This is a genomic window from Enterobacter sp. JBIWA003, from assembly GCF_019968825.1.
Taxonomy (GTDB): Bacteria; Pseudomonadota; Gammaproteobacteria; order Enterobacterales; family Enterobacteriaceae; genus Enterobacter; species Enterobacter quasiroggenkampii.
On the sequence record NZ_CP074170.1, the window covers coordinates 1,058,956 to 1,081,636 of the forward strand.

At 55.8% G+C, this 22,681-nt stretch carries 22 protein-coding genes; 16 read left to right on the top strand and 6 right to left on the bottom strand.

Annotation, left to right across the window (positions count from 1 at the left end; genetic code table 11):
• Positions 1 to 3: 3 nt before the first annotated feature.
• Genes tauB through tauD form a run of 3 tightly spaced genes read left to right on the top strand, consistent with a single transcriptional unit; the run spans position 4 to position 2,440 of the window.
• The gene (gene tauB / locus KGP25_RS05015; protein WP_045909819.1) at positions 4 to 771 is read left to right on the top strand and encodes a taurine ABC transporter ATP-binding subunit; all 768 of its coding nucleotides are present in this window, start codon (positions 4 to 6) and stop codon (positions 769 to 771) included.
• Positions 768 to 1,595: a taurine ABC transporter permease TauC gene (gene tauC, locus KGP25_RS05020; protein WP_048225831.1), complete on the top strand. Its 828-nt coding sequence runs from the start codon at positions 768 to 770 to the stop codon at positions 1,593 to 1,595. The genes tauB and tauC overlap by 4 nt, the downstream gene beginning before the upstream one ends.
• Entirely contained in the window at positions 1,592 to 2,440 is an 849-nt protein-coding gene (tauD, locus tag KGP25_RS05025) for a taurine dioxygenase (RefSeq protein ID WP_063620912.1), read from the top strand. The genes tauC and tauD overlap by 4 nt, the downstream gene beginning before the upstream one ends.
• A gap of 105 nt (positions 2,441 to 2,545) precedes the next feature.
• Here tauD and KGP25_RS05030 read toward each other — a convergent pair whose 3' ends face one another.
• A complete protein-coding gene (locus tag KGP25_RS05030; RefSeq protein WP_196345844.1) occupies positions 2,546 to 4,246 on the bottom strand; it encodes a lysophospholipid acyltransferase family protein in 1,701 nt (566 codons plus the stop codon).
• Positions 4,247 to 4,373: 127 nt separating this feature from the next.
• Entirely contained in the window at positions 4,374 to 5,348 is a 975-nt protein-coding gene (gene hemB, locus KGP25_RS05035; protein ID WP_045909816.1) for a porphobilinogen synthase, read from the bottom strand.
• 453 nt (positions 5,349 to 5,801) lie between these two features.
• Here hemB and KGP25_RS05040 point away from each other — a divergent pair, with 453 nt between their 5' ends.
• Both KGP25_RS05040 and KGP25_RS05045 read left to right on the top strand, forming a co-directional pair.
• Complete coding sequence (locus KGP25_RS05040) at positions 5,802 to 8,576, top strand: autotransporter outer membrane beta-barrel domain-containing protein (protein ID WP_223540058.1); 2,775 nt, start codon at positions 5,802 to 5,804, stop codon at positions 8,574 to 8,576.
• A 96-nt stretch (positions 8,577 to 8,672) separates the two neighbouring features.
• The gene (locus KGP25_RS05045) at positions 8,673 to 9,296 is read left to right on the top strand and encodes a helix-turn-helix domain-containing protein (protein WP_167214436.1); all 624 of its coding nucleotides are present in this window, start codon (positions 8,673 to 8,675) and stop codon (positions 9,294 to 9,296) included.
• Positions 9,297 to 9,298: 2 nt separating this feature from the next.
• Here KGP25_RS05045 and ampH read toward each other — a convergent pair whose 3' ends face one another.
• Positions 9,299 to 10,459: a D-alanyl-D-alanine-carboxypeptidase/endopeptidase AmpH gene (ampH, locus tag KGP25_RS05050; RefSeq protein ID WP_032638396.1), complete on the bottom strand. Its 1,161-nt coding sequence runs from the start codon at positions 10,457 to 10,459 to the stop codon at positions 9,299 to 9,301.
• 204 nt (positions 10,460 to 10,663) lie between these two features.
• Between ampH and KGP25_RS05055 the strand changes: the two genes are divergently transcribed.
• The 3 genes from KGP25_RS05055 to KGP25_RS05065 all read left to right on the top strand — a co-directional run bounded on the left by KGP25_RS05055 (position 10,664) and on the right by KGP25_RS05065 (position 13,644).
• A complete protein-coding gene (locus KGP25_RS05055) occupies positions 10,664 to 11,197 on the top strand; it encodes an isochorismatase family protein (protein WP_223540059.1) in 534 nt (177 codons plus the stop codon).
• Positions 11,198 to 11,311: 114 nt separating this feature from the next.
• Positions 11,312 to 12,532, top strand: coding sequence for a peptide antibiotic transporter SbmA (gene sbmA, locus KGP25_RS05060; RefSeq protein ID WP_223540060.1), 1,221 nt, complete (start codon positions 11,312 to 11,314; stop codon positions 12,530 to 12,532).
• 14 nt (positions 12,533 to 12,546) lie between these two features.
• Positions 12,547 to 13,644 carry a DUF1615 domain-containing protein gene (locus KGP25_RS05065; RefSeq protein ID WP_223540061.1) on the top strand — a complete coding sequence of 366 codons (1,098 nt, stop codon included), beginning with the start codon at positions 12,547 to 12,549 and terminating at the stop codon, positions 13,642 to 13,644.
• Here the strand turns inward: KGP25_RS05065 and KGP25_RS05070 are convergent.
• Positions 13,641 to 13,940, bottom strand: coding sequence for a DUF2755 family protein (locus tag KGP25_RS05070; RefSeq protein ID WP_008503287.1), 300 nt, complete (start codon positions 13,938 to 13,940; stop codon positions 13,641 to 13,643). The two genes, KGP25_RS05065 and KGP25_RS05070, sit on opposite strands and share 4 nt — an antisense overlap.
• A gap of 247 nt (positions 13,941 to 14,187) precedes the next feature.
• Here KGP25_RS05070 and KGP25_RS05075 point away from each other — a divergent pair, with 247 nt between their 5' ends.
• A complete protein-coding gene (locus KGP25_RS05075; RefSeq protein WP_032656524.1) occupies positions 14,188 to 14,424 on the top strand; it encodes a DUF2754 domain-containing protein in 237 nt (78 codons plus the stop codon).
• On the opposite strand, the gene ddlA is transcribed toward KGP25_RS05075, so the two are convergent.
• On the bottom strand, positions 14,421 to 15,521 hold the full coding sequence (ddlA, locus tag KGP25_RS05080; RefSeq protein ID WP_032674239.1) for a D-alanine--D-alanine ligase: 1,101 nt from the start codon (positions 15,519 to 15,521) through the stop codon (positions 14,421 to 14,423). The two genes, KGP25_RS05075 and ddlA, sit on opposite strands and share 4 nt — an antisense overlap.
• Before the next feature lie 103 nt (positions 15,522 to 15,624).
• On the opposite strand from ddlA, the gene KGP25_RS05085 reads away from it, so the two are divergent.
• The 6 genes from KGP25_RS05085 to adrA all read left to right on the top strand — a co-directional run bounded on the left by KGP25_RS05085 (position 15,625) and on the right by adrA (position 21,293).
• On the top strand, positions 15,625 to 16,308 hold the full coding sequence (locus tag KGP25_RS05085; RefSeq protein ID WP_126534518.1) for an extensin family protein: 684 nt from the start codon (positions 15,625 to 15,627) through the stop codon (positions 16,306 to 16,308).
• A gap of 168 nt (positions 16,309 to 16,476) precedes the next feature.
• Positions 16,477 to 17,691, top strand: a complete 1,215-nt coding sequence (locus KGP25_RS05090) for a multidrug efflux MFS transporter (protein ID WP_048030063.1) — start codon at positions 16,477 to 16,479, stop codon at positions 17,689 to 17,691.
• Between the two features lie 209 nt (positions 17,692 to 17,900).
• Positions 17,901 to 18,161 (top strand): anti-adapter protein IraP, encoded by a 261-nt coding sequence (iraP, locus tag KGP25_RS05095; RefSeq protein WP_023293178.1) that lies wholly within the window; start codon positions 17,901 to 17,903, stop codon positions 18,159 to 18,161.
• Between the two features lie 99 nt (positions 18,162 to 18,260).
• The gene (gene phoA, locus KGP25_RS05100) at positions 18,261 to 19,676 is read left to right on the top strand and encodes an alkaline phosphatase (protein WP_223540062.1); all 1,416 of its coding nucleotides are present in this window, start codon (positions 18,261 to 18,263) and stop codon (positions 19,674 to 19,676) included.
• A 90-nt stretch (positions 19,677 to 19,766) separates the two neighbouring features.
• On the top strand, positions 19,767 to 20,087 hold the full coding sequence (gene psiF, locus KGP25_RS05105) for a phosphate starvation-inducible protein PsiF (protein ID WP_008503278.1): 321 nt from the start codon (positions 19,767 to 19,769) through the stop codon (positions 20,085 to 20,087).
• Positions 20,088 to 20,189: 102 nt separating this feature from the next.
• Positions 20,190 to 21,293 carry a diguanylate cyclase AdrA gene (adrA, locus tag KGP25_RS05110; RefSeq protein WP_223540063.1) on the top strand — a complete coding sequence of 368 codons (1,104 nt, stop codon included), beginning with the start codon at positions 20,190 to 20,192 and terminating at the stop codon, positions 21,291 to 21,293.
• A gap of 16 nt (positions 21,294 to 21,309) precedes the next feature.
• Here adrA and proC read toward each other — a convergent pair whose 3' ends face one another.
• Positions 21,310 to 22,119 (bottom strand): pyrroline-5-carboxylate reductase, encoded by an 810-nt coding sequence (proC, locus tag KGP25_RS05115; RefSeq protein ID WP_032656527.1) that lies wholly within the window; start codon positions 22,117 to 22,119, stop codon positions 21,310 to 21,312.
• A 97-nt stretch (positions 22,120 to 22,216) separates the two neighbouring features.
• On the opposite strand from proC, the gene KGP25_RS05120 reads away from it, so the two are divergent.
• A complete protein-coding gene (locus KGP25_RS05120) occupies positions 22,217 to 22,675 on the top strand; it encodes a YaiI/YqxD family protein (protein WP_010428006.1) in 459 nt (152 codons plus the stop codon).
• Positions 22,676 to 22,681: the final 6 nt, after the last annotated feature.

The window sequence follows — 22,681 nt, forward strand, 5'->3', positions numbered from 1 at the left end:
GCCATGCTGAATATTACAAATCTGTCTGCTGATTACGGTGGCAAACCCGCGCTGGAGGAGATCAACCTGACGCTGGACAGCGGTGAACTGCTGGTGGTGCTGGGTCCGTCCGGATGCGGAAAAACCACGCTGCTGAATCTGATCGCCGGGTTTGTCCCTTATCAGCATGGCTCCATTCAACTGGAAGGCAAAAAGGTGGAAGGCCCCGGCGCAGAGCGCGGCGTGGTCTTCCAGAATGAAGGCCTGCTCCCGTGGCGCAACGTGCAGGAAAACGTGGCGTTTGGGCTGCAGCTTGCGGGCATCAATCGTGAACAGCGGCTGGAAACGGCGCGGGCGATGCTGAAAAAAGTGGGGCTGGAAGGCGCGGAAAAACGCTATATCTGGCAGCTTTCCGGCGGCCAGCGACAGCGTGTCGGGATTGCCCGCGCGCTGGCTGCGAATCCGCAGCTGTTGCTGCTGGACGAGCCGTTCGGGGCGCTCGACGCCTTCACCCGCGAGCAGATGCAAACCCTGCTGTTGCGCCTCTGGCATGAGACGGGCAAGCAGGTGCTGTTGATTACCCACGATATCGAAGAGGCGGTATTTATGGCCACCGAGCTGGTGCTGCTCTCGCCGGGGCCGGGCCGTGTGCTGGAGCGCTTGCCGCTGGAATTCGCCCGCCGCTACGTCGCGGGGGAACCCGTGCGCAGCATCAAATCCGATCCGCTGTTTATCGAACAGCGTGAGTACGTTTTAAGCCGCGTGTTTGAACAGCGGGAGGCCTTCTCATGAGCATCGTCTTCAGTGAAAAAACGCGCCGCACGCGTCTGGCGCTGCGCTGGCCTTTCTCACGTCAAATCACGTTGAGCGTCGGCACGCTGCTGGTACTGCTGGCGGTGTGGTGGGCAGTTGCTGCCCTGCAGTGGGTCAGCCCGCTGTTTCTGCCGCCGCCGGGACAGGTGCTGGCCAAACTCATTACCATCGCCGGGCCGCAGGGCTTTATGGATGCCACGCTCTGGCAGCACTTAGGTGCCAGCCTGGCGCGTATTCTGGTGGCGCTGCTGGCGGCGGTGATTATCGGCATTCCCGTGGGGATTGCGATGGGGCTGAGCCCGACGGTGCGCGGCATCCTCGACCCGCTGATTGAGCTTTACCGCCCGGTCCCACCGCTGGCCTATCTGCCGCTGATGGTGATTTGGTTCGGCATCGGTGAAACGTCAAAAATCCTGCTGATCTATCTGGCGATTTTCGCCCCGGTGGCCATGTCGGCGCTGGCGGGCGTGAAGAGCGCCCAGCAGGTGCGGATCCGCGCGGCGCAGTCGCTGGGAGCCAGCCGTACGCAGGTGCTGCTGTTCGTGATTTTACCGGGCGCACTGCCGGAGATTTTAACCGGGCTGCGCATCGGCCTTGGCGTGGGCTGGTCCACGCTGGTGGCGGCGGAGCTGATTGCGGCCACGCGCGGCCTTGGGTTTATGGTGCAGTCGGCGGGAGAGTTCTTGGCGACTGACGTGGTGCTGGCAGGGATCGCGGTGATCGCCGCGATCGCCTTCGGATTAGAACTGGGGCTGCGCGCGTTACAGCGCCGTCTGACGCCCTGGCATGGAGAAATACAATGAGTGAACGTCTGACTATCACCCCGCTGGGGCCGTACATTGGTGCACAGGTGTCGGGCCTGGATGTGACCCGTCCGCTGAGCGATAACCAGTTTGAGCAACTGTACCACGCGGTGCTGCGCCATCAGGTGGTGTTCCTGCGCGAGCAGGCGATCACCCCGCAGCAGCAGCGCGCGCTGGCCCTGCGCTTTGGCGATCTGCATATCCACCCGGTCTATCCGCATGCGGAAGGGGTGGAGGAGATTATCGTCCTCGACACCCACAACGATAACCCGCCGGATAACGATAACTGGCATACCGATGTGACCTTTATCGACACACCGCCTGCGGGGGCGATTCTGGCGGCGAAACGGCTGCCGGAGACGGGGGGCGATACGCTGTGGGCCAGCGGGATTGCGGCGTATGAGGCGCTCTCCGCGCCGTTCCGGACGCTGCTGAGCGGGCTGCGGGCGGAGCACGACTTCAAAAAATCGTTCCCGGAGTACAAGTACCGTAAAACGGAAGAGGAACATCAGCGCTGGCAGGAGGCTGTGGCGAAACATCCTCCGCTGCTGCACCCGGTGGTGCGGACCCATCCGGTAACGGGCAAACAGGCGCTGTTTGTGAACGAAGGGTTCACCACGCGCATCGTGGACGTGACGGAAAAAGAGAGTGAGGCGCTGTTAGGTTTCCTGTTTGCGCATATCACCAAACCGGAGTTCCAGGTGCGCTGGCGCTGGCAGGAGAACGATCTGGCGATCTGGGATAACCGCGTAACGCAGCATTATGCCAATGCGGACTATCTGCCGCAGCGCCGGATTATGCAGCGGGCGACGATTTTGGGCGATAAGCCGTTTTATCGTCCTTAACCCGTCGCTCCCGTAGGCCGGGTAAGCGCAGCGCCACCCGGCGAAAACGGTGCACAATTGCCGGGTGGCGGCTACGCCTTACCCGGCCTACAAAATACCGTACATTTATAGGTGCGCCTCAATATACCGCTGATAGCGGTTCGCCTTCAGGTAACACAAATCCACCAGCACCAGCCCGTCGACGCAGTTGTTGAACGCCGGGTCGCTGCCAAAATCAATAAACTGCACGCCGCCGGGCTCGCACAGCTCGGAATATTGCTTGTAGAGCGGCGGAATTCCGCAGCCAAGATTGCCGAGCAGGGATTTCAGCTTCGTCAGATCGTCCACGTAATCCACGCCGCCAAACTGCGCCAGCACGTCCGGCAGGGACGCGGGATACGGTTGGCGCGAGGCGGCGAGCGGATGCGTCGCCGGGAACCACAGGCGGTAAAAGGCGACCAGCAGATCCCGCGCGGCAGGCGGTAAGCCACCGGAAATCGAGACCGGGCCAAACAGGTAGCGGTAGTGCGGATAACGCGCCAGATAGGCACCAATGCCGGACCATAAATAGTCCAGGCCGCGGCGCCCCCAGTAGCGCGGCTGAATAAAGCTGCGCCCCAGCTCAATGCCGTGTTCCAGCACGTCCTGCATTTTGTCGTCGTAGTGAAACAGGCTATAGCTGTACAACCCCTCAACGCCGCGCTTTTCGATCTGCATGGCCGTCGGCATAAAGCGATACGCCCCGACGATCTCCAGATCGTCCTCATCCCACAGGATCAGGTGCAGATAATCATCGTCGTAGCTGTCGGTGTCCCGACGTTTGCCGCTCCCTTCCTCCACCGCGCGAAAGGCAATCTCGCGCAGGCGGCCCAGCTCGCGCAGCAGCGGGGCGTCTTCCTGACCGTTTCGCTGCCAAAGATAGATGGTTTTACCGTCGCTGGTTTTGCCCAGACATTCGGCCTGCGCCAGCGCGCGTTTCAGGGTGGCCCGGTCTTCCGGACGGGCAATGGCGCACTGGGTTTTAAAGACGCCGGGCACTCCCTTGCCAAGACGCATCACGTGCTGACGGCACTGCTCGGCCATCTCACGCGACGAAAGGTTAGCGCTGTGCCAGTGATGCCACGCAATCTGCTGGCCGATTTTGATCGGCAGCTGGCTGTGGCGGCGGCGGAACATCTGCTGCATCAGCAGCAGCATCGACAGTGTCGGGGAGACCAGCGTGCTGGCATAAAAGAGCAGGCTGTTATGCGCCTGAATATGCACCGGCAGCAGCGGGGCGCGCAGCTTGCCAGCAAGTTTGATAAAGCCGGAGTGCCATTTTTTATCGCGAATGCCTTTGCGCGTGGGGCGGGACACTTCGCCTGCCGGGAAGAAGATCAGCACGCCCGCGTTTTGCAGATGCTGTTCCATTTGCACCAGAGACGTTTTCGCCGTCCTGCCGCCCATATTGTCCACCGGAATAAACAGCGAACTGAGGGGCTCAAGGTGGGTCAGCATCCGGTTGGTTACGACTTTAACATCGCGCCGCACGCGGGAGACGGCATACAGCAGCGCCAGTCCGTCCAGCGTACCCGTCGGGTGGTTGGCAAAGATGACCAGCGGGCCATGTTCGGGGATTTGTTCGAGATCGCGGGCGGAAACGGTGCAGAGAATATCCAGGTGTTCCAGAACCTGCTCCACCATATCCAGGCCTTTCAGGTGGCGGTGGGCTGCGGCAAATTGCTGAAATTCGTCTTCGTAGAACAGTCTTTTTAACAGACTTTTTTGCCAGGGTGCGGGCCTCGCCTGAGGCCAAAGATCGTCGAGAACGCTATCGAGGCTAAACATGGTCACTCCTCCTGCCGTCTTGCGAAGACAGTAGAAGGCGCAGATGTCGGTTGTATTGCAGTTGGGTGAAGATTTGAGCAGAGCGTAGGCCGGGTAAGGCGAAGCCGCCACCCGGCGCTAAAGCGGATTAACGCAGAATTTTCTTCTCGGCCAGATCCAGCGCGAAGTAGCTGAAGATCAGATCCGCGCCCGCGCGTTTGATCGCCCCCAGGCTTTCCAGGATCACTTTTTCTTCATCAATGGCACCCGCCAGGGCGGCGAATTTGATCATCGCGTACTCACCGCTCACCTGATAAGCGCCCAGCGGCAGCTCGGTGCGCTCGCGGATGTCGCGCAGGATATCCAGGTACGCGCCAGCCGGTTTTACCATCAGGCAGTCTGCGCCCTGGGCTTCATCGAGCAGGGATTCACGAATCGCTTCGCGGCGGTTCAGCGGGTTCATCTGATAGGTTTTACGATCGCCTTTCAGCGCCGTACCGGCTGCTTCACGGAACGGGCCGTAGAAGGAGGAGGCAAATTTGGTGGAGTAGGACATGATGGCGGTGTCGGTGAAACCAGCCGCGTCCAGGGCCTGACGAATCGCCTGAACCTGTCCGTCCATCGCGGCAGAAGGTGCGATGAAATCTGCGCCTGCCGCGGCCGCGACAACAGCCTGCTTGCCGAGGTTAAGCAGGGTAGCATCGTTATCCACGCCGTGATCGCACAGTACGCCGCAGTGGCCGTGCGAGGTGTATTCACAGAAGCAGGTGTCGGACATCACCACCATTTCCGGCACGGTTTCTTTGCAGATGCGTGACATGCGGGCGACGAGGCCATCTTCTTTCCACGCGTCGCTGCCGGTCGCGTCAGTATGGTGGGAGATGCCGAAGGTCATCACCGAGCGGATCCCCGCGTTGGCGATACGTTCGATCTCACGCGCCAGATATTTCTCCGGAATGCGCATGACGCCCGGCATGGCTTCGATGGCCTTGTAGTCATCGATCTCTTCTTCAACAAAAATCGGCAACACCAGATCGTTTAAGCTCAGGGTTGTCTCTTCAAACATAGCGCGCAGTGCAGGTGACTTGCGCAGGCGGCGTGGGCGTGCAATTAAATCGGTCATGGTATGCCTGATGTTTGTGGAACAAAGAGGGCTAGTGTACATCAAAGTGAAGACGGGTGTTTTACTAAAGTGGGCATTTTGCTTTTGTGAAATGCGGCAGGTGAGTTTGCCTGTCATAAATAATATATAATGCAGGCCAGTATAACGCTGAAAGGAGAATGAAATATTCGTGTTATTTCTATATAGAAATGAAAGCATAATTAAAAATGATTTATTATTTTCCGGTGTGTTTTTCCGATTGGTTTAGCCGTGTATTAACATTCTGTTTTTATAATATTTATTTTATGACGCCTTATGGTTTGTGGTCTGAATGTGTTTTTTGTCTGAATACGGACTTAATGGAAACATTCATTGAACCTTTTCGAAATGAAACTGCATAATTCCCTCCGCAATTAAATATTGCAAATTCATTAATGGACAAACTTGCTTACGTCCCTGAGGAGGGATGACCCAATGCAAACATGGAAAAAGAAACTCGTTGTATCTCAACTTGCATTAGCCTGCACCCTGGCTATCGCTTCTCAGGCCAATGCTAAGGATATTTCCGGTACGACATATAATACCTTCGGATACGATAATACAGCGTCCACCCCCTGGTATTATGGTTATGCCGACTGGGATTACTCGGATGCCATCCATGATGGTGATATTTATCCCGTGATTAATAAAGCCACCGTGAATGGTGTTATTTCAACGTACTACCTGGATGATGGCATCAATGGCCGGGCGAATGCGTTGAGTATTTCCAATAGCACCATTAACGGCATGATTACTTCTGAGTGTATGACCACCACATGTGCTGATGGCGTGGATGCTGACGGCACCCATCATACGCAATACGATCGTTTTAGTCTGACCGTTGATAATTCTACCCTTAACGATACGTACGAGCATTATGCGTATGATGTCGTGAATGGGGAAAATACGGAAAGACACTATCTGGATACGTACGATCTGGGTAATGCGATTACCCTGGATGTGGAATCGGATATTGTTATCCAGAATAATTCTCACGTCGCGGGGATTACCCTGACGCAGGAGTACCAGGAGCTGGATAATACGCCATACGACGGCGTTGAAGGCGTAGCCAACAGCAGCAACGTCTTTACCGACACGCTACTGGTGAAAGATTCGGTACTGACTTCCGGTGCGTACAGCGATTTAGGTACCAGCGGATTCTACGGTCAAACCGCGAAGCCGAGCGACTATGGTGAAACCAGCGCGACAGCGGCAGACGATGCGGCGCTGATTGTGGCCGCCAGCGCGTCTGATAACGCGATGCAAACCACCGCCACGTTCGATCATTCCACCGTTACTGGCGATATTCTGTTCTCCAGCACCTTCGACAACAACTTCTATCCGAACGGCGATCCGGCAACCGATACCACCGAAGACGGCATCTATAACCCAACCACCAACGGCTGGGATGGCACCGATAAGCTGGATGTGACGCTTACCAACGGCAGCAAATGGGTCGGCGCAGCACAGTCCAGCGTCGAGGCTATTGGCACGGCGCAGATGTATGGCCAGGGTTACAGCAACGTAGACTGGAACGCTCTGTCCCCTAACAGCATTTGGCCGGACTCCACCTATGACGACAACGGACATGTTGCGGGCGAAGCGGTGTATCAGAGCGGTCTGTTTAACATCGCGCTGGACAACGGTTCCGAGTGGGATACCCGTAAGGTGTCTAACATCGACACCCTGACGGTCAACAACCAGTCTCAGGTCAACGTTGAAAACTCAGGCCTGCTGGCGGATGCCATCACTCTGACCAATGCGTCCTCATTGAATATCGGCGACAGCGGCGGCGTGGCTACCGACCATCTGTATCTGGACAGCGATAGCCGTGCGGCGCTGACGGAAGAAACGGCCGAGCTCTATGCCAACACCATCACCGTGGATAACGGTGCAGAGCTGGCGCTGGGGCTGGGTCAGGTTGATACGCACAATATGGTACTGACCGATGGCGGCGTGCTGAACGTTGCCAGCCGTGATTACGTGCTGAACAGCGATCTGAACAACGCACGCTATATCACTAACGATAAGCGCAGCGCTGATTATGACTACGGCGTAGTGGCCATTAACTCTGACGGCCATCTGGCGGTGAACGGTGACGTCGCCGGTAACTATCAGGTCCGTATCGATGACGCGACCGGAGCGGGTTCCGTTGCTGATTACAAAAACAAAGAGATCGTTCGCATCTATGACAATAATGCGGATACTGCAGCCAGCTTTACTGCTGCAAACAGAGCCGATTTAGGGGCCTATACCTACCAGGCGCAGCAGCAGGGTGACACCGTTGTCCTCCAGCAGAAAGCGCTGACCGACTACGCCAATATGGCGCTGAGCATTCCTTCTGCCAATACCAATATCTGGAATCTGCAGCAGGATACCGTAGGTGCGCGTCTGACCAACAGCCGTCACGGCCTGGCGGATAATGGCGGAGCGTGGGTGAGCTACTTCGGCGGCAATTTCGACGGTGACAATGGCGTTATCAGCTACGATCAGGACGTGAGCGGTATTATGGTGGGTCTGGATACCCAGATTGACGGTAATAACGCGAAGTGGATCGTCGGTGGGGCGGCAGGTTTCGCGAAGGGAGATATCAGCGATCGTACCGGTCAGGTCGATCAGGATAGCCAGACGGCGATGATCTACGCGTCAGCGAAGTTTACGAACGATCTGTTCCTCGACAGCTCCCTGAGCTACACCCGCTTCAACAGCGATCTTTCCGCTAACATGAGCAACGGCCAGTATGTTGACGGCAATACCACCAGTGATGCTGTTGGTTTTGGGCTGAAGCTGGGCTATGACTGGAAACCAAACCTCTCTGGCTACGTTACCCCATACGCAGCCGTATCGGGTCTGTTCCAGTCTGGTGATGACTATCGTCTGAGCAATGACATGCGCGTTGATGGACAATCTTACGATAGCCTGCGTTATGAACTTGGTGTTGATACGGGTTATACCTTCAACTACGGCGGCGATCAGGCTCTGACGCCTTACTTCAAACTGGCCTGGGTCTATGCCGACGCCGATAACAATGCCGATATTAACGGTGACAGCATTGATAACGGCGTGAAAGGATCCGCTGTTCGTGTTGGGCTGGGCACCCAGTTCAGCTTCACGAAGAACTTCAGCGCTTACACGGATGCCACTTATCTGGGCGGCGGTGACGTTGACCAGAACTGGGGCGCAAACCTGGGTGTGAAATATACCTGGTAATGAATAAAAGCGGGGGGAGGGGTTATCTTCCCCCGCTTTTTACAGAAGCATTTAAAATAATATTGAACCGACAAATACGGATGACTTGAGGTCTGCATGAACGTTAATGCGAAACCACTTTCTGAATTACGCCGGCTCGAACAGGGGTTAATAGCAGCCAGTACCCCTTTTACATGTGCTCCTCAACAATTAATTACGTCAGGCGAATCAATTGAGCCTCGCACGATCGTATTACAAACCGGTATTATTGAGGTCTATCGCCCTTCCGATGAGCTGCTGGTGGGGATTGCGACGGCACCTTTTATTTTCGGGCTGTCTACGGTGGTCATTAATCACTCTCAGGAATACAGAGTGATGGCTAAAACGGCCTGCACCGGTTTTTATTTATCCACGGAAACTACCCGTCAACAGATCCAGCAGTATTCCCTGTGGAAAGAGGCCTTCTGCTGGTTATCCTGGATAAATTACATTCTTGAAAAACGCGATATGCAGCTGGTGGGCAATAACTCCTATCACCAGATCCGCGCGATGCTGTTAAATATGGCCGAGTGGGATGAAACGCTGCGTTCAAAAATCGGTGTGATGAATCATATTCAGCAAAGCACACGCATTTCACGTTCTGTTGTTGCCGAAGTTCTGGCCGCCCTGCGACAGGGAAACTATATCAATATGAGCCGGGGCAAGCTGGTCAGCATCAACCGCTTGCCCACGGAATATTAATATCAGTTGGACGCGGTAAGCACCTGGGCTTTATTGGCGCTCAGTTCTGCCACCAGGTTATTAATACCGTCACTCATATTGACGAAACGCGTATGCGGAGAGCGGGTCACCACCACAAACGCGCCCACGTTTGACTGGGGGATCATCGCCATATAGGTGATGAACCCGCCGCCGCCGCCGGTTTTCTGAATAATACCCGGACGGCCATTTTTCGGTGCCATATAGACCCAGCCCATGCCGAGCGCATCGGCTTTACCCGGTACGTCCATCCCGATGACCCGATGCAGCTGAGTTCGCTGATAAATCAGGGTCTGCATACGATCGGCCTGGCTGCTGCGCGAGTAGAAATCCGAGGAAAGGAACTGCTGCATCCAGCGCATCATATCGCCAGGCGTGGAGTAAACGCCGCCGCTGCCCACGGCCGCCAGCGTGTTATTACAGGGGCTGGCGCCTTTTTCCGCCACCATCAGGCGACGGCACTGATCCGGGGACGGGGTAAACGTGGTGTCTTTCATGCCGAGCGGACGGGTGATCTGCTCTTCAAACAGCTGCGTGTAGGGTTTGCCAGCCGCCGTTGAGAGGGCATCCGCCAGCAGGTCGAACGCCAGGTTTGAATAAGAGGCCTGCGAGCCCGGTGCTGCTTTCAGCGTGGCGGTACTCAGATAGCTCCAGCGTTGGTCGCGCGTTGGCCAGACAAACACGTCACGATGCGCCGCTCCGCCTGGCTGCTCACGCGGCAGGGCGCTGGTGTGGGTAGCAAGGTTCACAAGCCGGATCGGGGTCCCCTGATACGTGGGTACGCGGGCACCTGGCGGCGCGTATTTGCTGAGCGGATCGTCGAGCTTCACCACGCCCTGGTCGAGCAGTTTCACCAGCATTTCGCTGGTCATGAGCTTGGTTAAGGATGCGATGCGGATGACGGAATCCAGCTGCGGGTGAATGTTATTTCCCGGGCGCGTTTCGCCAAAGCTGCGGAATACGCGCTGGTTTCCGTCGATGACGACCATCGCCATTCCGGTCGCGCCGCTGCCGTAATAGATAAGGTTCGCGTAGCGATCGGCAATATCTGAAGCTAAAACGGGAGCCGTCAGCGGTTGGGCTGCCTGGGCGGTAGAGAAGCTCACCGCACACAGCGCGGCAAAAGAGAGCAGACAACGTTTCAACGAAAAGCATCCATGAAGTGAATGAGGAAAGTAATGGGTATTTATACTACTAATCGGTACCGTGCAATGCCCCGAATTGCATAACGATAGCGAGAAAAACGTAACCATGGGTAAATATGAACAATTTACTTGCGAGCCATCTCCCATTTTGTGACATCGGGCTTATGATAGGCACCAGTGTCACTCAATTTTACGGAGAACGGTATGTCTGAGAAGCGTGTGGTTTTGGTTGTCGATATGCAGAACGGGGTGTTTGAAACCCCTCGTCATCAGCGCGAAAAGTGTGTCTCTCTGATCAACCAGCTTACGCAGGCAGCCGACACGGTGATTTTTATACAGCACACCGAGGCCGGGGGGCTGGAAGAGGGGGGGGCAGGGTTTGCGCTACTGCCTGAACTCCATCAGCCTGCTGACGCGCTTTACGTGACCAAAACGGCCTGTGATGCCTTCTACAACACCGGGCTTGAGACGCTGCTGCGGGAGCAGGGCATTCGCGAGTTTGTTATCTGCGGCTGCGCCACCGATTACTGCGTCGATGCGACGATCAAGAACGGCGTTAGCCGGGGTTATCACATCACCGTGGCGGAAGATGCCCATACCACATCCAACCGACCGGCTGCTGAAGCACAGATTCTGATTAACCATCACAACGACGTCTGGCGTAACTTCATTGCGCCGGCGAATCCTCTCGCAGTGAAACGCACCGAAACAATTCTTGAAAACTGGAAAGCGAACTAATAATTAACGATCGGGTCTGACCTTTTTGCCGGAGCCGGGAGGCTGGCTCGGGCAGGTTTTCGTGTGGTGACGTGTTGTACACAGCAACAGCCATAACAACAAGAAGGAAGCATTATGTTTAAGTCTTTTTTCCCAAAGCCGGGGCCTTTTTTCCTGTCGGCATTTATTTGGGCACTGATCGCTGTCATTTTCTGGCAGGCGGGCGGCGGCGCATGGCTGACGCGCATCACGGGGGCGACAGGCGAGGTGCCGATTAGCGCAGCGCGCTTCTGGTCGCTCAGCTTTATCGTATTTTATGCCTACTACACGGTATGTGTGGGGCTGTTTGCACTCTTCTGGTTCAAGTATTCTCCGCATCGTTGGCAGTTTTGGTCGATTTTGGGATCTGCACTGATCATTTTCGTTACCTGGTTCATGGTGGAAGTGAGCGTTGCAATTAATGCATGGTATGCACCCTTCTACGATTTGCTCCAAAAAGCACTAAGCGCCCCGAATAAGGTTCCGATTGGTGAACTCTATGCCAGTCTCGTTAGTTTTACCGGCATTGCCATGATTGCAGTAACAGTGGCAGTGCTGAACAATTTCTTCGTTAGCCATTACGTTTTCCGTTGGCGTACTGCTATGAACGAATATTACATGGCAAATTGGCAACGACTGCGGCACATCGAAGGTGCTGCACAGCGTGTGCAGGAAGACACCATGCGTTTTGCCTCAACGCTGGAGGACATGGGGGTCAGCTTGCTTAATGCTGTGATGAAACTTATCGCTTTTTTACCGATTCTGATTGCACTTTCACCCCATGTGCCTGAACTTCCCGTTGTTGGTCATTTACCCTATGGTTTGGTTATTGCGGCACTGGTCTGGTCTCTTATGGGAACGGGGCTTCTTGCTGTGGTGGGGATCAAATTGCCGGGGTTACAATTTAAAAATCAGCGCGTGGAAGCGGCTTACCGTAAAGAACTTGTTTACGGTGAGGATGACCCATCACGAGCTGCGCCACCAACGGTAAAAGAGTTATTTCAGAACGTCCGTTTTAACTACTTTAAGCTCTACTTCCACTACATGTATTTCAACATAGCTCGTATTTTATATCTTCAGGCCGATACTGTTTTTGGAATAGTCCTGTTGTTCCCGTCAATTGTTGCAGGGACAATTACCCTGGGACTGATGACCCAAATTACTAACGTTTTCGATCAGGTCAGAAGTTCATTCCAGTACCTGATCAGCTCCTGGACCACGCTGGTGGAACTGATGTCCATCTACAAACGTCTGCGTAGCTTTGAACGCGAGCTGGACGATCGTGACCTGCAGGAAGTCACCAACACATTTAGCTAATACAGGACGTTGCTATGCCTTTTGCCGTACCGCGCGCATTACCGTTGACCATTCTGGCCGCTTTTGTGCTGGCAGGCTGTGCCGAAAAGGGGGCCGCTCCGCTCAAAAAGGGCGAGAAGCCCGTTGATGTGGCGAGCGCTGTGCGGCAGAAAATGCCCGCCAGCGTGAAAGATCGCAATGCGTGGGCAGACGCGCTGGCAAAAACCTTTGAAAGCCAAAAGATCGCGCCGACCGAGGAGAACATCTGTTCGGTGCTGGCGGTGGCACAGCAGGAGTCGATGTACCAGTCAGATCCGGCTGTGCCGGGGCTGAATAAAATCGCCTGGAAAGAGATCGACCGCCGCGCGGAGTCCATGCATATCCCGGTGTTCCTCGTGCATACCGCGCTTAAAATCACCTCGCCGAACGGCAAAAGCTACAGCGAACGGCTGGATACGGTGAAAACCGAAAAACAGCTTAGCGCCATCTTTGATGATTTCATCAGCATGGTCCCAATGGGGCAGAAGCTGTTTGGCTCACTGAATCCGGTCCATACCGGTGGCCCAATGCAGGTAAGCATCGCGTTCGCGGAGAAACACACCGACGGCTATCCGTGGAAAATCGACGGTACGGTGCGCCAGGAGGTCTTCTCCCTGCGCGGCGGACTGTGGTTCGGCACGTATCACCTGCTGAACTACCCGGCGAACTACGATGAGCCGCTGTATCGCTTTGCCGACTTTAACGCTGGCTGGTATGCCAGCCGTAATGCGGCATTCCAGAGTGCGGTCAGCCGCGCAAGCGGCGTTAAGCTGGCGCTTGACGGCGATCTCATCGCTTACGGCAGCAGCGAGGCGGGAAGCACCGAGCTTGCCGTACGGAAATTATCGGCAACGCTTGGCTTGAGCAACAGCGACATTCGCCGCCAGCTTGAGAAAGGCGATAGCCTGGCCTTTGAGAAAACGGATCTGTACAAGAAGGTGTTTGCGCTTGCAGAGCAGAAAAGCGGGAAAACGTTACCGAGGGCTATCCTGCCGGGTATTCAGCTGGAAAGCCCGAAGATCACGCGTAACCTGACCACCGCGTGGTTCGCAAAACGCGTGGACGATCGCCGGGCTCGCTGTATGGGGCTTTAACGGCGGCGGCGAAAGCGCAGCACTAATGCCACAACGCCCAGAATCATACATCCCGCGAGGAAGGGAATCAGGCCGAACAAGGTGCTGACGCCAAAACCAATCTCAACTCGCGGGCGTCCGTTATCCTGCACCTGCATCAGGTGTTCGTAAACGCCAGGCGCATGGACCAGCATATTGAGCAGCTGCGAGCCAGCCCAGAAGCAGAACAGGACAAACAGGGCATACGCGATATTACCCGCCGTGGAGGTTTTTGGTTTTCCGCCAAAAATCGGTTTCGACAATGTAAAGTCAGCCATGATGACCTCCGGATAAATCGCTCTGTTAATACGCTTCGTACAGGGGGAGTTTGACAGGTCATCGCATTTGTCAATATCAGAATCGTGGTAATTTACGCGACGGAATCCTCCTGGATTGTTGATTTCTGCAGCACGTCACAATTTATTAACTTAAGTGAAATTGCGTCGCGTTTCAGAATTTCCGTATCTGCCACAGACCTGGTCGTAAAACTGTGAGAGGATGTCTTTTTTTCCTGCCGGAGTTGTTATGAAGCTCACGTCCAAACTACGCCGTGACTGGCACTACTACGCCTTCGCTATCGGGCTGATCTTTATTCTTAACGGTGTCGTGGGCCTGTTAGGGTTTGAGGCAAAAGGCTGGCAAACCTATGCCGTTGGGCTGGTGACCTGGGTTATCAGTTTCTGGCTGGCGGGGTTGATTATCCGCCGCCGTCCTGAAGAGACGACAGCGGATGAGGCAGAGTCGGCGAAGGGCGCCGATTAACCGTTTACGGAACTTTTAAGCGCGCTGTCGGCGGCGTGACGCTCCAGCGCGAGTTCGATCAGGCGGGTGATCAATTCCGGGTAGCTCAGGCCGCTCGCCTGCCACAGCTTCGGATACATGCTGATGTTAGTGAACCCCGGTAGCGTGTTAATTTCATTGATCACCACCTCGTTTTCCGCCGTCAGGAACACATCCACGCGCGCCATGCCGCAGCAGCCGAGCGTCTGATAAGCGCGAATGGCGATCGCCCGGATCTTATCGTTAACCGCCGGATCGAGATCCGCAGGCACGACAACCTGCGCGCCTTTATCATCAATGTATTTGGTGTCGTACGAGTAGAAGTCGCTGTTTAAGACCACTTCGCCGCAGGTGCTCGCCTGTGGAAAATCGTTGCCCAGCACGGCGCACTCAATTTCACGGCCTTTGATGCCCTGCTCAACCACCACTTTATGGTCGAACTCAAACGCCAGGCGGACAGCTTGCGTGAACTCAGCTTCGCTGGTCACTTTGCTGACGCCCACGGAGGAGCCCTGGTTTGCAGGCTTCACAAACAGCGGCAGACCCAGCTCTCCGCTAATTTGCGCGAAGGTGTGTTTGTCGCGGTTGGCGCGGGTGAGTGTAACGAACGGGGCAATATTCAGCCCGGCATCGCGCAGCAGGCGTTTGGTCACGTCTTTGTCCATGCAGGCGGCAGAGCCGAGGACATCCGAGCCGACGAACGGCAGGTTGGCCATGCGCAGCATTCCCTGCAGGGAACCATCTTCCCCCAGGGTACCGTGAACGATAGGGAAGACGACGTCGATCTGGGCGAGAGCCTGCGCATTGCCGGCGTCGATAAGCTGCCCCTTCACGACGCCGGGTACGGTGGCGACGCTCACTTCTGAAGGATTCAGGGCGATGTGTGCCGGATCGTGAGCATTGAGCAGATACTGGCTGGCATCGTTAACGTGCCACTGGCCCTGTTTATCAATGCCCAGCAGCACCACGTCGAAACGGCTTTTATCGATCGCATCAACGATATTTTTAGCCGATTGCAATGATACTTCGTGCTCCGCTGATTTTCCCCCAAAGACAATACCTACGCGCTGCTTAGCCATCTTACTCTCTTCCAGTCTGACGAAAAGCCAATAACATACCACGATGCCCGGCGGGTTTCGCGGCCTTCTGCCATAATGTTTTGGGGAATGTTGAGGGGGGAGAGTGAGAGGAAAAACGCTGCTGACCGGATTTATCATTTTGACCATCGCAACGCTGGGTTACCGCTGGTTGCCGACTTACTACAACCCTTTCACGCCGCTGACGCTTGACGATCCGCCAGGCCGAATCACTCAGTATAAGCTTCGGCGTTTAACTCCCGAGGCGTGCGCGAGCCTGCTGTTACAGGCTAATCAACGCGATCTCATCCGCACCCAGCCGGTAGCGGACAGCGGCGGCGCGTGTCCCCTTAACAACGTCGTGCGCGTGCGTGACTTCGGCCCTGTCGGCCTGAACAGCAGCTTTCTTGCCAGCTGCCCGCTGGCGCTCAGCTCAGCCCTCTTTATCAGCCAGCAGGCCCGGCCGCTGACAAAACGCTATACAGGCAGCGAGCTCGCGCGTATCGACCACCTTGGCAGCTTTGCCTGCCGCAATATTTATCACCGCCCTGACGCGCGCCGCAGTGAACATGCCACGGCGGAGGCGCTGGATATTGCCGCTTTTCGTCTGGCGAACGGTGAACGCGTCACGGTGCTGAATGGCTGGAAGGCGACAACAACGCAGCCCTGGCTGAAGGCCATGCTGGCGGCGAGCTGCGGCTACTACGGGAACGGCCTGGGACCGGAGTATAACGCGGCGCATGCAAACCATTTTCATCTGGGAATGCGCGGTTTTGGCCTCTGCCGGTGAAGCATAATATTCCGCCAGAAAATGGATGAATTGTGACTTATTTCACAAATATGATGACTGGGAAGATAAAACACCAAAGTCTGTCGGGCCGCATCTCTGGTGCGACGTTGACACGCGTAACTTGCTAATCTGTCGGCGAATTCGCCTAAAAATGAAGACTATTTCGTTATGGAATCCTGGAAAGTTAATCTTATCTCGGTCTGGTTCGGTTGCTTCTTTACCGGGCTGGCCATCAGCCAGATTTTACCGTTCCTGCCGCTGTACGTGTCGCAGCTGGGGGTGACCTCGCATGAAGCGCTTTCCATGTGGTCCGGTCTGACGTTCAGCGTCACGTTTCTGGTCTCCGCCATTGTGTCACCGATGTGGGGCAGCCTGGCAGATCGAAAAGGCCGTAAACTGATGCTGCTGCGCGCCTCGCTCGGGATGGCGATTGCTATTCTGCTGCAGGCCTTCGCCACCAACGTCTGGCAGCTGTTTTTCCTGCGGGCAGTGATGGGGTTGACGTCCGGGTATATTCCAAACGCTATGGCGCTGGTCGCCTCTCAGGTGCCGCGCGAGCGTAGCGGCTGGGCGCTGAGTACGCTCTCCACGGCACAGATCAGCGGCGTCATCGGCGGGCCGCTGCTGGGGGGCTTTCTGGCGGACCACGTCGGGCTGCGCGCGGTATTTATTATCACCGCGATCCTGCTGGTGGTCAGTTTTCTGGTCACGCTCTTTCTGATTAAAGAAGGGGGCCGCCCGGTTATCAGTAAATCTGAACGCCTCAGCGGCAAGGCCGTTTTCGCCTCGCTGCCTTATCCGGGGTTGATGATCAGCCTGTTTGTGACCACCATGGTGATCCAGCTCTGTAACGGTTCGGTCGGTCCGATTCTGGCGCTGTTTATCAAGTCGATGGAGCCGGAGAGCACGAATATCGCTTTTCTGAGCGGCATGATTGCCGCCGTGCCGGGCGTATCCGCCCTGATTTCCGCGCCGCGTCTGGGTAAACTGGGGGACAGGATCGGCACGGCGCGCATCCTGATGGCGACGCTGATCTTTGCGGTGGTGCTCTTCTTCGCGATGTCGTTTGTCACTTCTCCGCTTCAGCTTGGCATATTGCGATTTCTGCTCGGCTTTGCTGACGGCGCCATGTTGCCTGCGGTACAGACTCTGCTGGTCAAATATTCCAGCGACCAGGTGACGGGGCGAATTTTTGGATATAACCAGTCATTTATGTATCTGGGGAATGTTGCCGGTCCGCTTATTGGCGCATCCGTTTCCGCAATGGCCGGTTTTCGTTGGGTATTTGCGGCGACAGCGATTGTTGTTTTAATCAATATTATCCAGTTGGCTATTGCGCTGCGACGCCGCCGACAAATGGCGGAGGCCAAATCGGCGAGATAACACTTTAGTAGATGTATTATATATTCTTATGGTAGCCGCATTTTTATATAACAAAATGCGGCGTCTTTTTTTAGAAAAACGTTTCGCTCACGGCGCTACCTCTTTATTTTCGTTCCTGTGTCACTTTTGCATACCATAATTAATTTCTTCTCTTTGCAATAGGGATTCAGAGTGATAACGTCAGACAAAACTGAAAAGGAACTGGCACGATGAAAAACCTCATTGCTGAATTGCTGGTCAAGCTGGCACAAAAGGAAGAAGAGTCAAAAGAACTGGTGGCTCAGGTCGAAGCGCTTGAGATTGTGGTCACCGCGTTGCTGCGACAAATGGCGAAAACCGATCAGCAGGCGTTGATTGAGAGCGTTGAAGGCGCGCTGGAGAGCGTCAGGCCTGAATCGCAGGTACCGGTAGAGGATGCGGAGATGCTCCACCAGTACGTAAAGAAGCTGTTAAGGCATCCGCGCAGCTAAACCGTCACAGGACGTAACGACGTGTCATAGAATTGTCATGTAGGATGCCTATAGTCGCTCTGTTTTTATTTTTATGTATTTGTACATGGAGAAAATAAATTGAAACAGAGCGCACTTTTCATTGCATTACTTCCCCTGTTAATTACCCCTGCCATTTATGCAGATACGACGCAAACCAGCGTGCTGGATAATCGTGCGGCAAAAGGGGATATCACCCAGCCTGGCGGCGCGCGCCGTTTATCAGAAGATCAAACCGCCGCTATTCGCGCTTCGCTGAATGAGAAACCGGCAAAAAATATTATTCTGCTGATTGGCGATGGAATGGGCGATTCCGAAATCACGGCGGCGCGAAATTATGCCGAGGGAGCGGGCGGCTTTTTTAAAGGTATCGACGCCTTACCGTTGACGGGACAATATACCCACTACGCGCTGGATAAAAAAACCGGTAAACCGGATTACGTAACGGACTCCGCGGCCTCTGCCACGGCGTGGTCCACCGGCGTGAAAACCTATAATGGTGCGCTGGGCGTGGATATTCACGAACACGATCATCAAACCCTTCTGGAGATGGCAAAAGCGGCGGGCCTGGCGACCGGCAACGTCTCCACCGCTGAACTTCAGGATGCGACGCCTGCGGCGCTGGTGGCACACGTGACCTCGCGTAAGTGCTACGGCCCGTCAGTGACCAGCGAAAAATGCCCTACAAATGCGCTGGAAAAAGGCGGGAAAGGCTCGATTACGGAACAACTGCTGAACGCGCGTCCTGACGTGACGCTGGGCGGCGGCGCGAAAACCTTCGCGGAAACCGCGACGGCGGGCGAATGGCAGGGCAAAACGCTGCGCGAGCAGGCGCAGGCTCGCGGCTATCAGCTGGTGAGTGACGCAAATGCTCTGGGGGCGATAAGCGAGGCGAACCAGGACAAGCCGCTGCTGGGGCTGTTCTCCGACGGCAATATGCCCGTGCGCTGGGAAGGTCCAAAAGCCTCGTATCACGGCAATATCGATAAGCCTGCGGTGACCTGTACGCCAAACCCGAAACGCACGGACAGCGTACCGACGCTGGCGGCGATGACCGATAAAGCGATCTCTCTGTTGAGCAAGAGCGAAAAAGGGTTCTTCCTGCAGGTAGAAGGCGCGTCAATCGATAAGCAGGATCATGCGGCGAATCCGTGCGGTCAGATTGGCGAAACCGTCGATCTGGACGAGGCGGTGCAGAAGGCGCTCGCGTTCGCGAAAAAAGATGGTAACACCCTGGTGATCGTCACCGCGGACCACGCGCACGCCAGCCAGATCATTCCGCCAGATACCAAAGCCCCTGGCCTGACGCAGGCGCTGAACACCAAAGATGGTGCCGTCATGGTGATGAGCTACGGTAACTCTGAAGAAGAGTCCATGGAGCACACGGGCACCCAGCTGCGCATTGCCGCCTACGGCCCGCACGCGGCAAACGTGGTAGGCCTGACGGATCAAACGGATCTGTTCTATACCATGAAGGCGGCGCTGGGTCTGAAATGATAAAAATCCCGGCGGAAATCACATCTGCCGGGTGGTTTTTTTCCTGTCACGAACCAGACTTACAGGGAATGTTCACAAAAGGATGGTGCAATGAAAACAACATTACTGGTTACTCTGCTCTCCGGCCTGTTCCTGGTCGCCTCGGCGAACGCGGAAGAGAAAACGTTAACGCCGCAGCAGCAGCGTATGACCACCTGTAATCAACAGGCGACGTCTCAGAGTCTGAAGGGCGATGCTCGCAAGACCTACATGAGCGACTGCCTCAAAAACGGCGCCTCGAAGCCAGCTGAAAAAAGCCTGACGCCTCAGCAGCAAAAGATGCGCGAGTGTAATGCCAAGGCCACCGAACAGTCTCTGAAAGGGGATGACCGCAGCAAGTTCATGAGTGCCTGCCTGAAGAAAAAAGTGTAGTTCGAACGGGTGAGCGGCTCCGGCGGCTCACCCGAAATTTCATACTTTCCCCGCAGACCCCCTCTCTATAATTTGGGAAAATGTTTCAGAATATTCCCAAAAATGATGAATGATGAAACGTATTACAACAAAAAGCGCATTCGGGAAGAGTGGAATTTAACCCTTTCTCAGGATGACCCTCACCGCGCTGGCATTCAGTTTGCCCGGTGGGTTCGGCTGGCGCGCGCCGTGGGGCTGGCAGCGATGTTTTTCCCGGTTGCAGGAATGCTGGTCACCCATTTTTTACCCGGAGGCTGGTGGCTTTTACTGGTCGGTTGGGCGTTCGTCTGGCCCCATTTCGCCTGGCAGTTGTCCTGCCGGGCCGCGTCACCTCATCAGCAGGAAGTATTCAATCTTAAGATCGATGCCATCATTGCCGGGCTCTGGATCGGCGTGATGGGGATGAGCGCGTTACCCACGGCGGCGCTGGTGATGATGGTAGGGATGAATATGATGGGCTCCGGGGGCTGTCGTCTGTTTATTCCGGGGATCCTGTTGACCCTGCTCTCCGCGCTGGTGACGCTGCCGCTTGTCGGCCGCGTGACCGTCTTTAACCCCGACCCGGTGGAGTGGGGCTTAACGCTGCCGGTGCTGGTGCTTTATCCCATGCTGTTTGCCTGGCTCAGCCACCGCACCGCCGTCAGGCTTGCTGAGCACAAGCAGCGGCTGGAAATGATGAGCACCCGCGACGGCATGACCGGGGTCTTTAATCGACGTCACTGGGAAATGCTGCTGCGAAATGAATTTGAGCATTGCCGCCGTGACCACTGCACCGCCACGATTTTGCTGATTGATATCGATCACTTTAAAAATATCAACGATACCTGGGGGCACGCCGTGGGGGATGAGGCGATCATTGCCATTACGCGCCAGCTTCAGATGTCGGTGCGGTCAGGTGATGCCATCGGCCGGTTTGGCGGGGATGAGTTTGCGGTGATTATGTCGCAGACCGCGGCGGAAAGCGCGATCGCCGTGATGTCCCGGGTGCATGAGCGGCTGGAAACGCTGTCGCTACCGTGCGCGCCAAAAGAGGCGCTGCGCATCAGCGTAGGCGTTGCCCCCTGGGGACCGCAATTTGGACATTATCGGGAATGGCTAAAGGCGGCTGACGTGGCGCTGTACAGAGCGAAAAATGCCGGGCGCAGCCGCACTGAAGTGGCCGCCTGACGCCCGACTGAAACGATCAGGATTTACTCAGCTTCTCTGATTTTTCCATGCATTTTGTCATGGCCTCAATGACGGCCGAGCGGAATCCGCGCTCTTCCAGCACCCGCACTGCTTCGATGGTGGTACCGCCAGGGGAGCAAACCATATCTTTCAGCTCACCCGGGTGTTTGCCGGTCTCCAGCACCATTTTGGCGGAGCCCATGACGGCCTGCGCGGCGAACTTATACGCCTGGGCGCGCGGCATTCCGCCAAGCACGGCGGCATCGGCCATCGCTTCTAAAAACATGAAGACATACGCAGGCGCAGAACCACTGACGCCGACTACCGGATGGATCATCGATTCGGCAATCACTTCTGCTTCACCGAAGCAGCGGAAAATGTTCAGTACATCCGCCACGTCTTCTGAGGTCACCAGGGCGTTAGGCGTGACGGAGGTCATGCCGGCGTTGACCAGTGAAGGGGTGTTTGGCATCGCACGGACGATTTTGCGGTCGTGGCCCAGCGCGCGCGCCAGCTGATCGAGCGTGACGCCCGCGGCAATCGACACCACCAGCGTCTCTTTATTCAGGCTAGAGGTGATGTCGCTCAGCACTTTGATCATGATGTTCGGCTTGACGGCGCCAAAGACGATATCGGCAACCTGGGCCACTTCCTGCGCGCTTTCGGCGGCGTTGATCCCGTACTGATCGCGCAACGCGGCGACCTTGTCCGGTGACGGGGTATAGACCCAAATCTGACCCGGCAGCACCTGCCCGCTGGCGATCAGACCGCCCAGGATGGCTTTGCCCATGTTACCGCAGCCGATAAACCCGATTTTCTTGTCCATCACGATTCTCCGTCATTATGCGTTGTTTTCTCTGATTGATAGCTTAACAACGAAATGCAGGCGACAATAGTCGGCAGAGTTATTAAGGGGAGACAATATGGCGATTTGGGTTGATGCGGACGCGTGTCCGAATGTGATTAAAGAGATTTTATTTCGTGCCGCCGAGCGCGTTCAGATGCCGCTGACGCTGGTGGCGAACCAGAATATTCGCGTACCGCCTTCGCGCTTCATCCGCTCTTTACGCGTGCCGGCCGGGTTTGACGTAGCGGATAACGAAATTGTCCGCCTGTGCAGCGCGGAGGATCTGGTGATCACGGCGGATATTCCGCTGGCTGCCGAAGTGCTGGAGAAAGGGGCGGCGGCGCTCAATCCGCGCGGAGAGCGATACTCGCCGTCGACCATTCGCGAGAAGCTCACTATGCGCGATTTTATGGATACGATGCGGGCCAGCGGCGTGCAGACCGGTGGGCCGGATAGCCTGTCACAGCGCGATCGCCAGCAGTTTGCTGCCGAACTGGATAAATGGCTGCTGGAAGTGAAGCGCCGTACAGCGTAATGATAA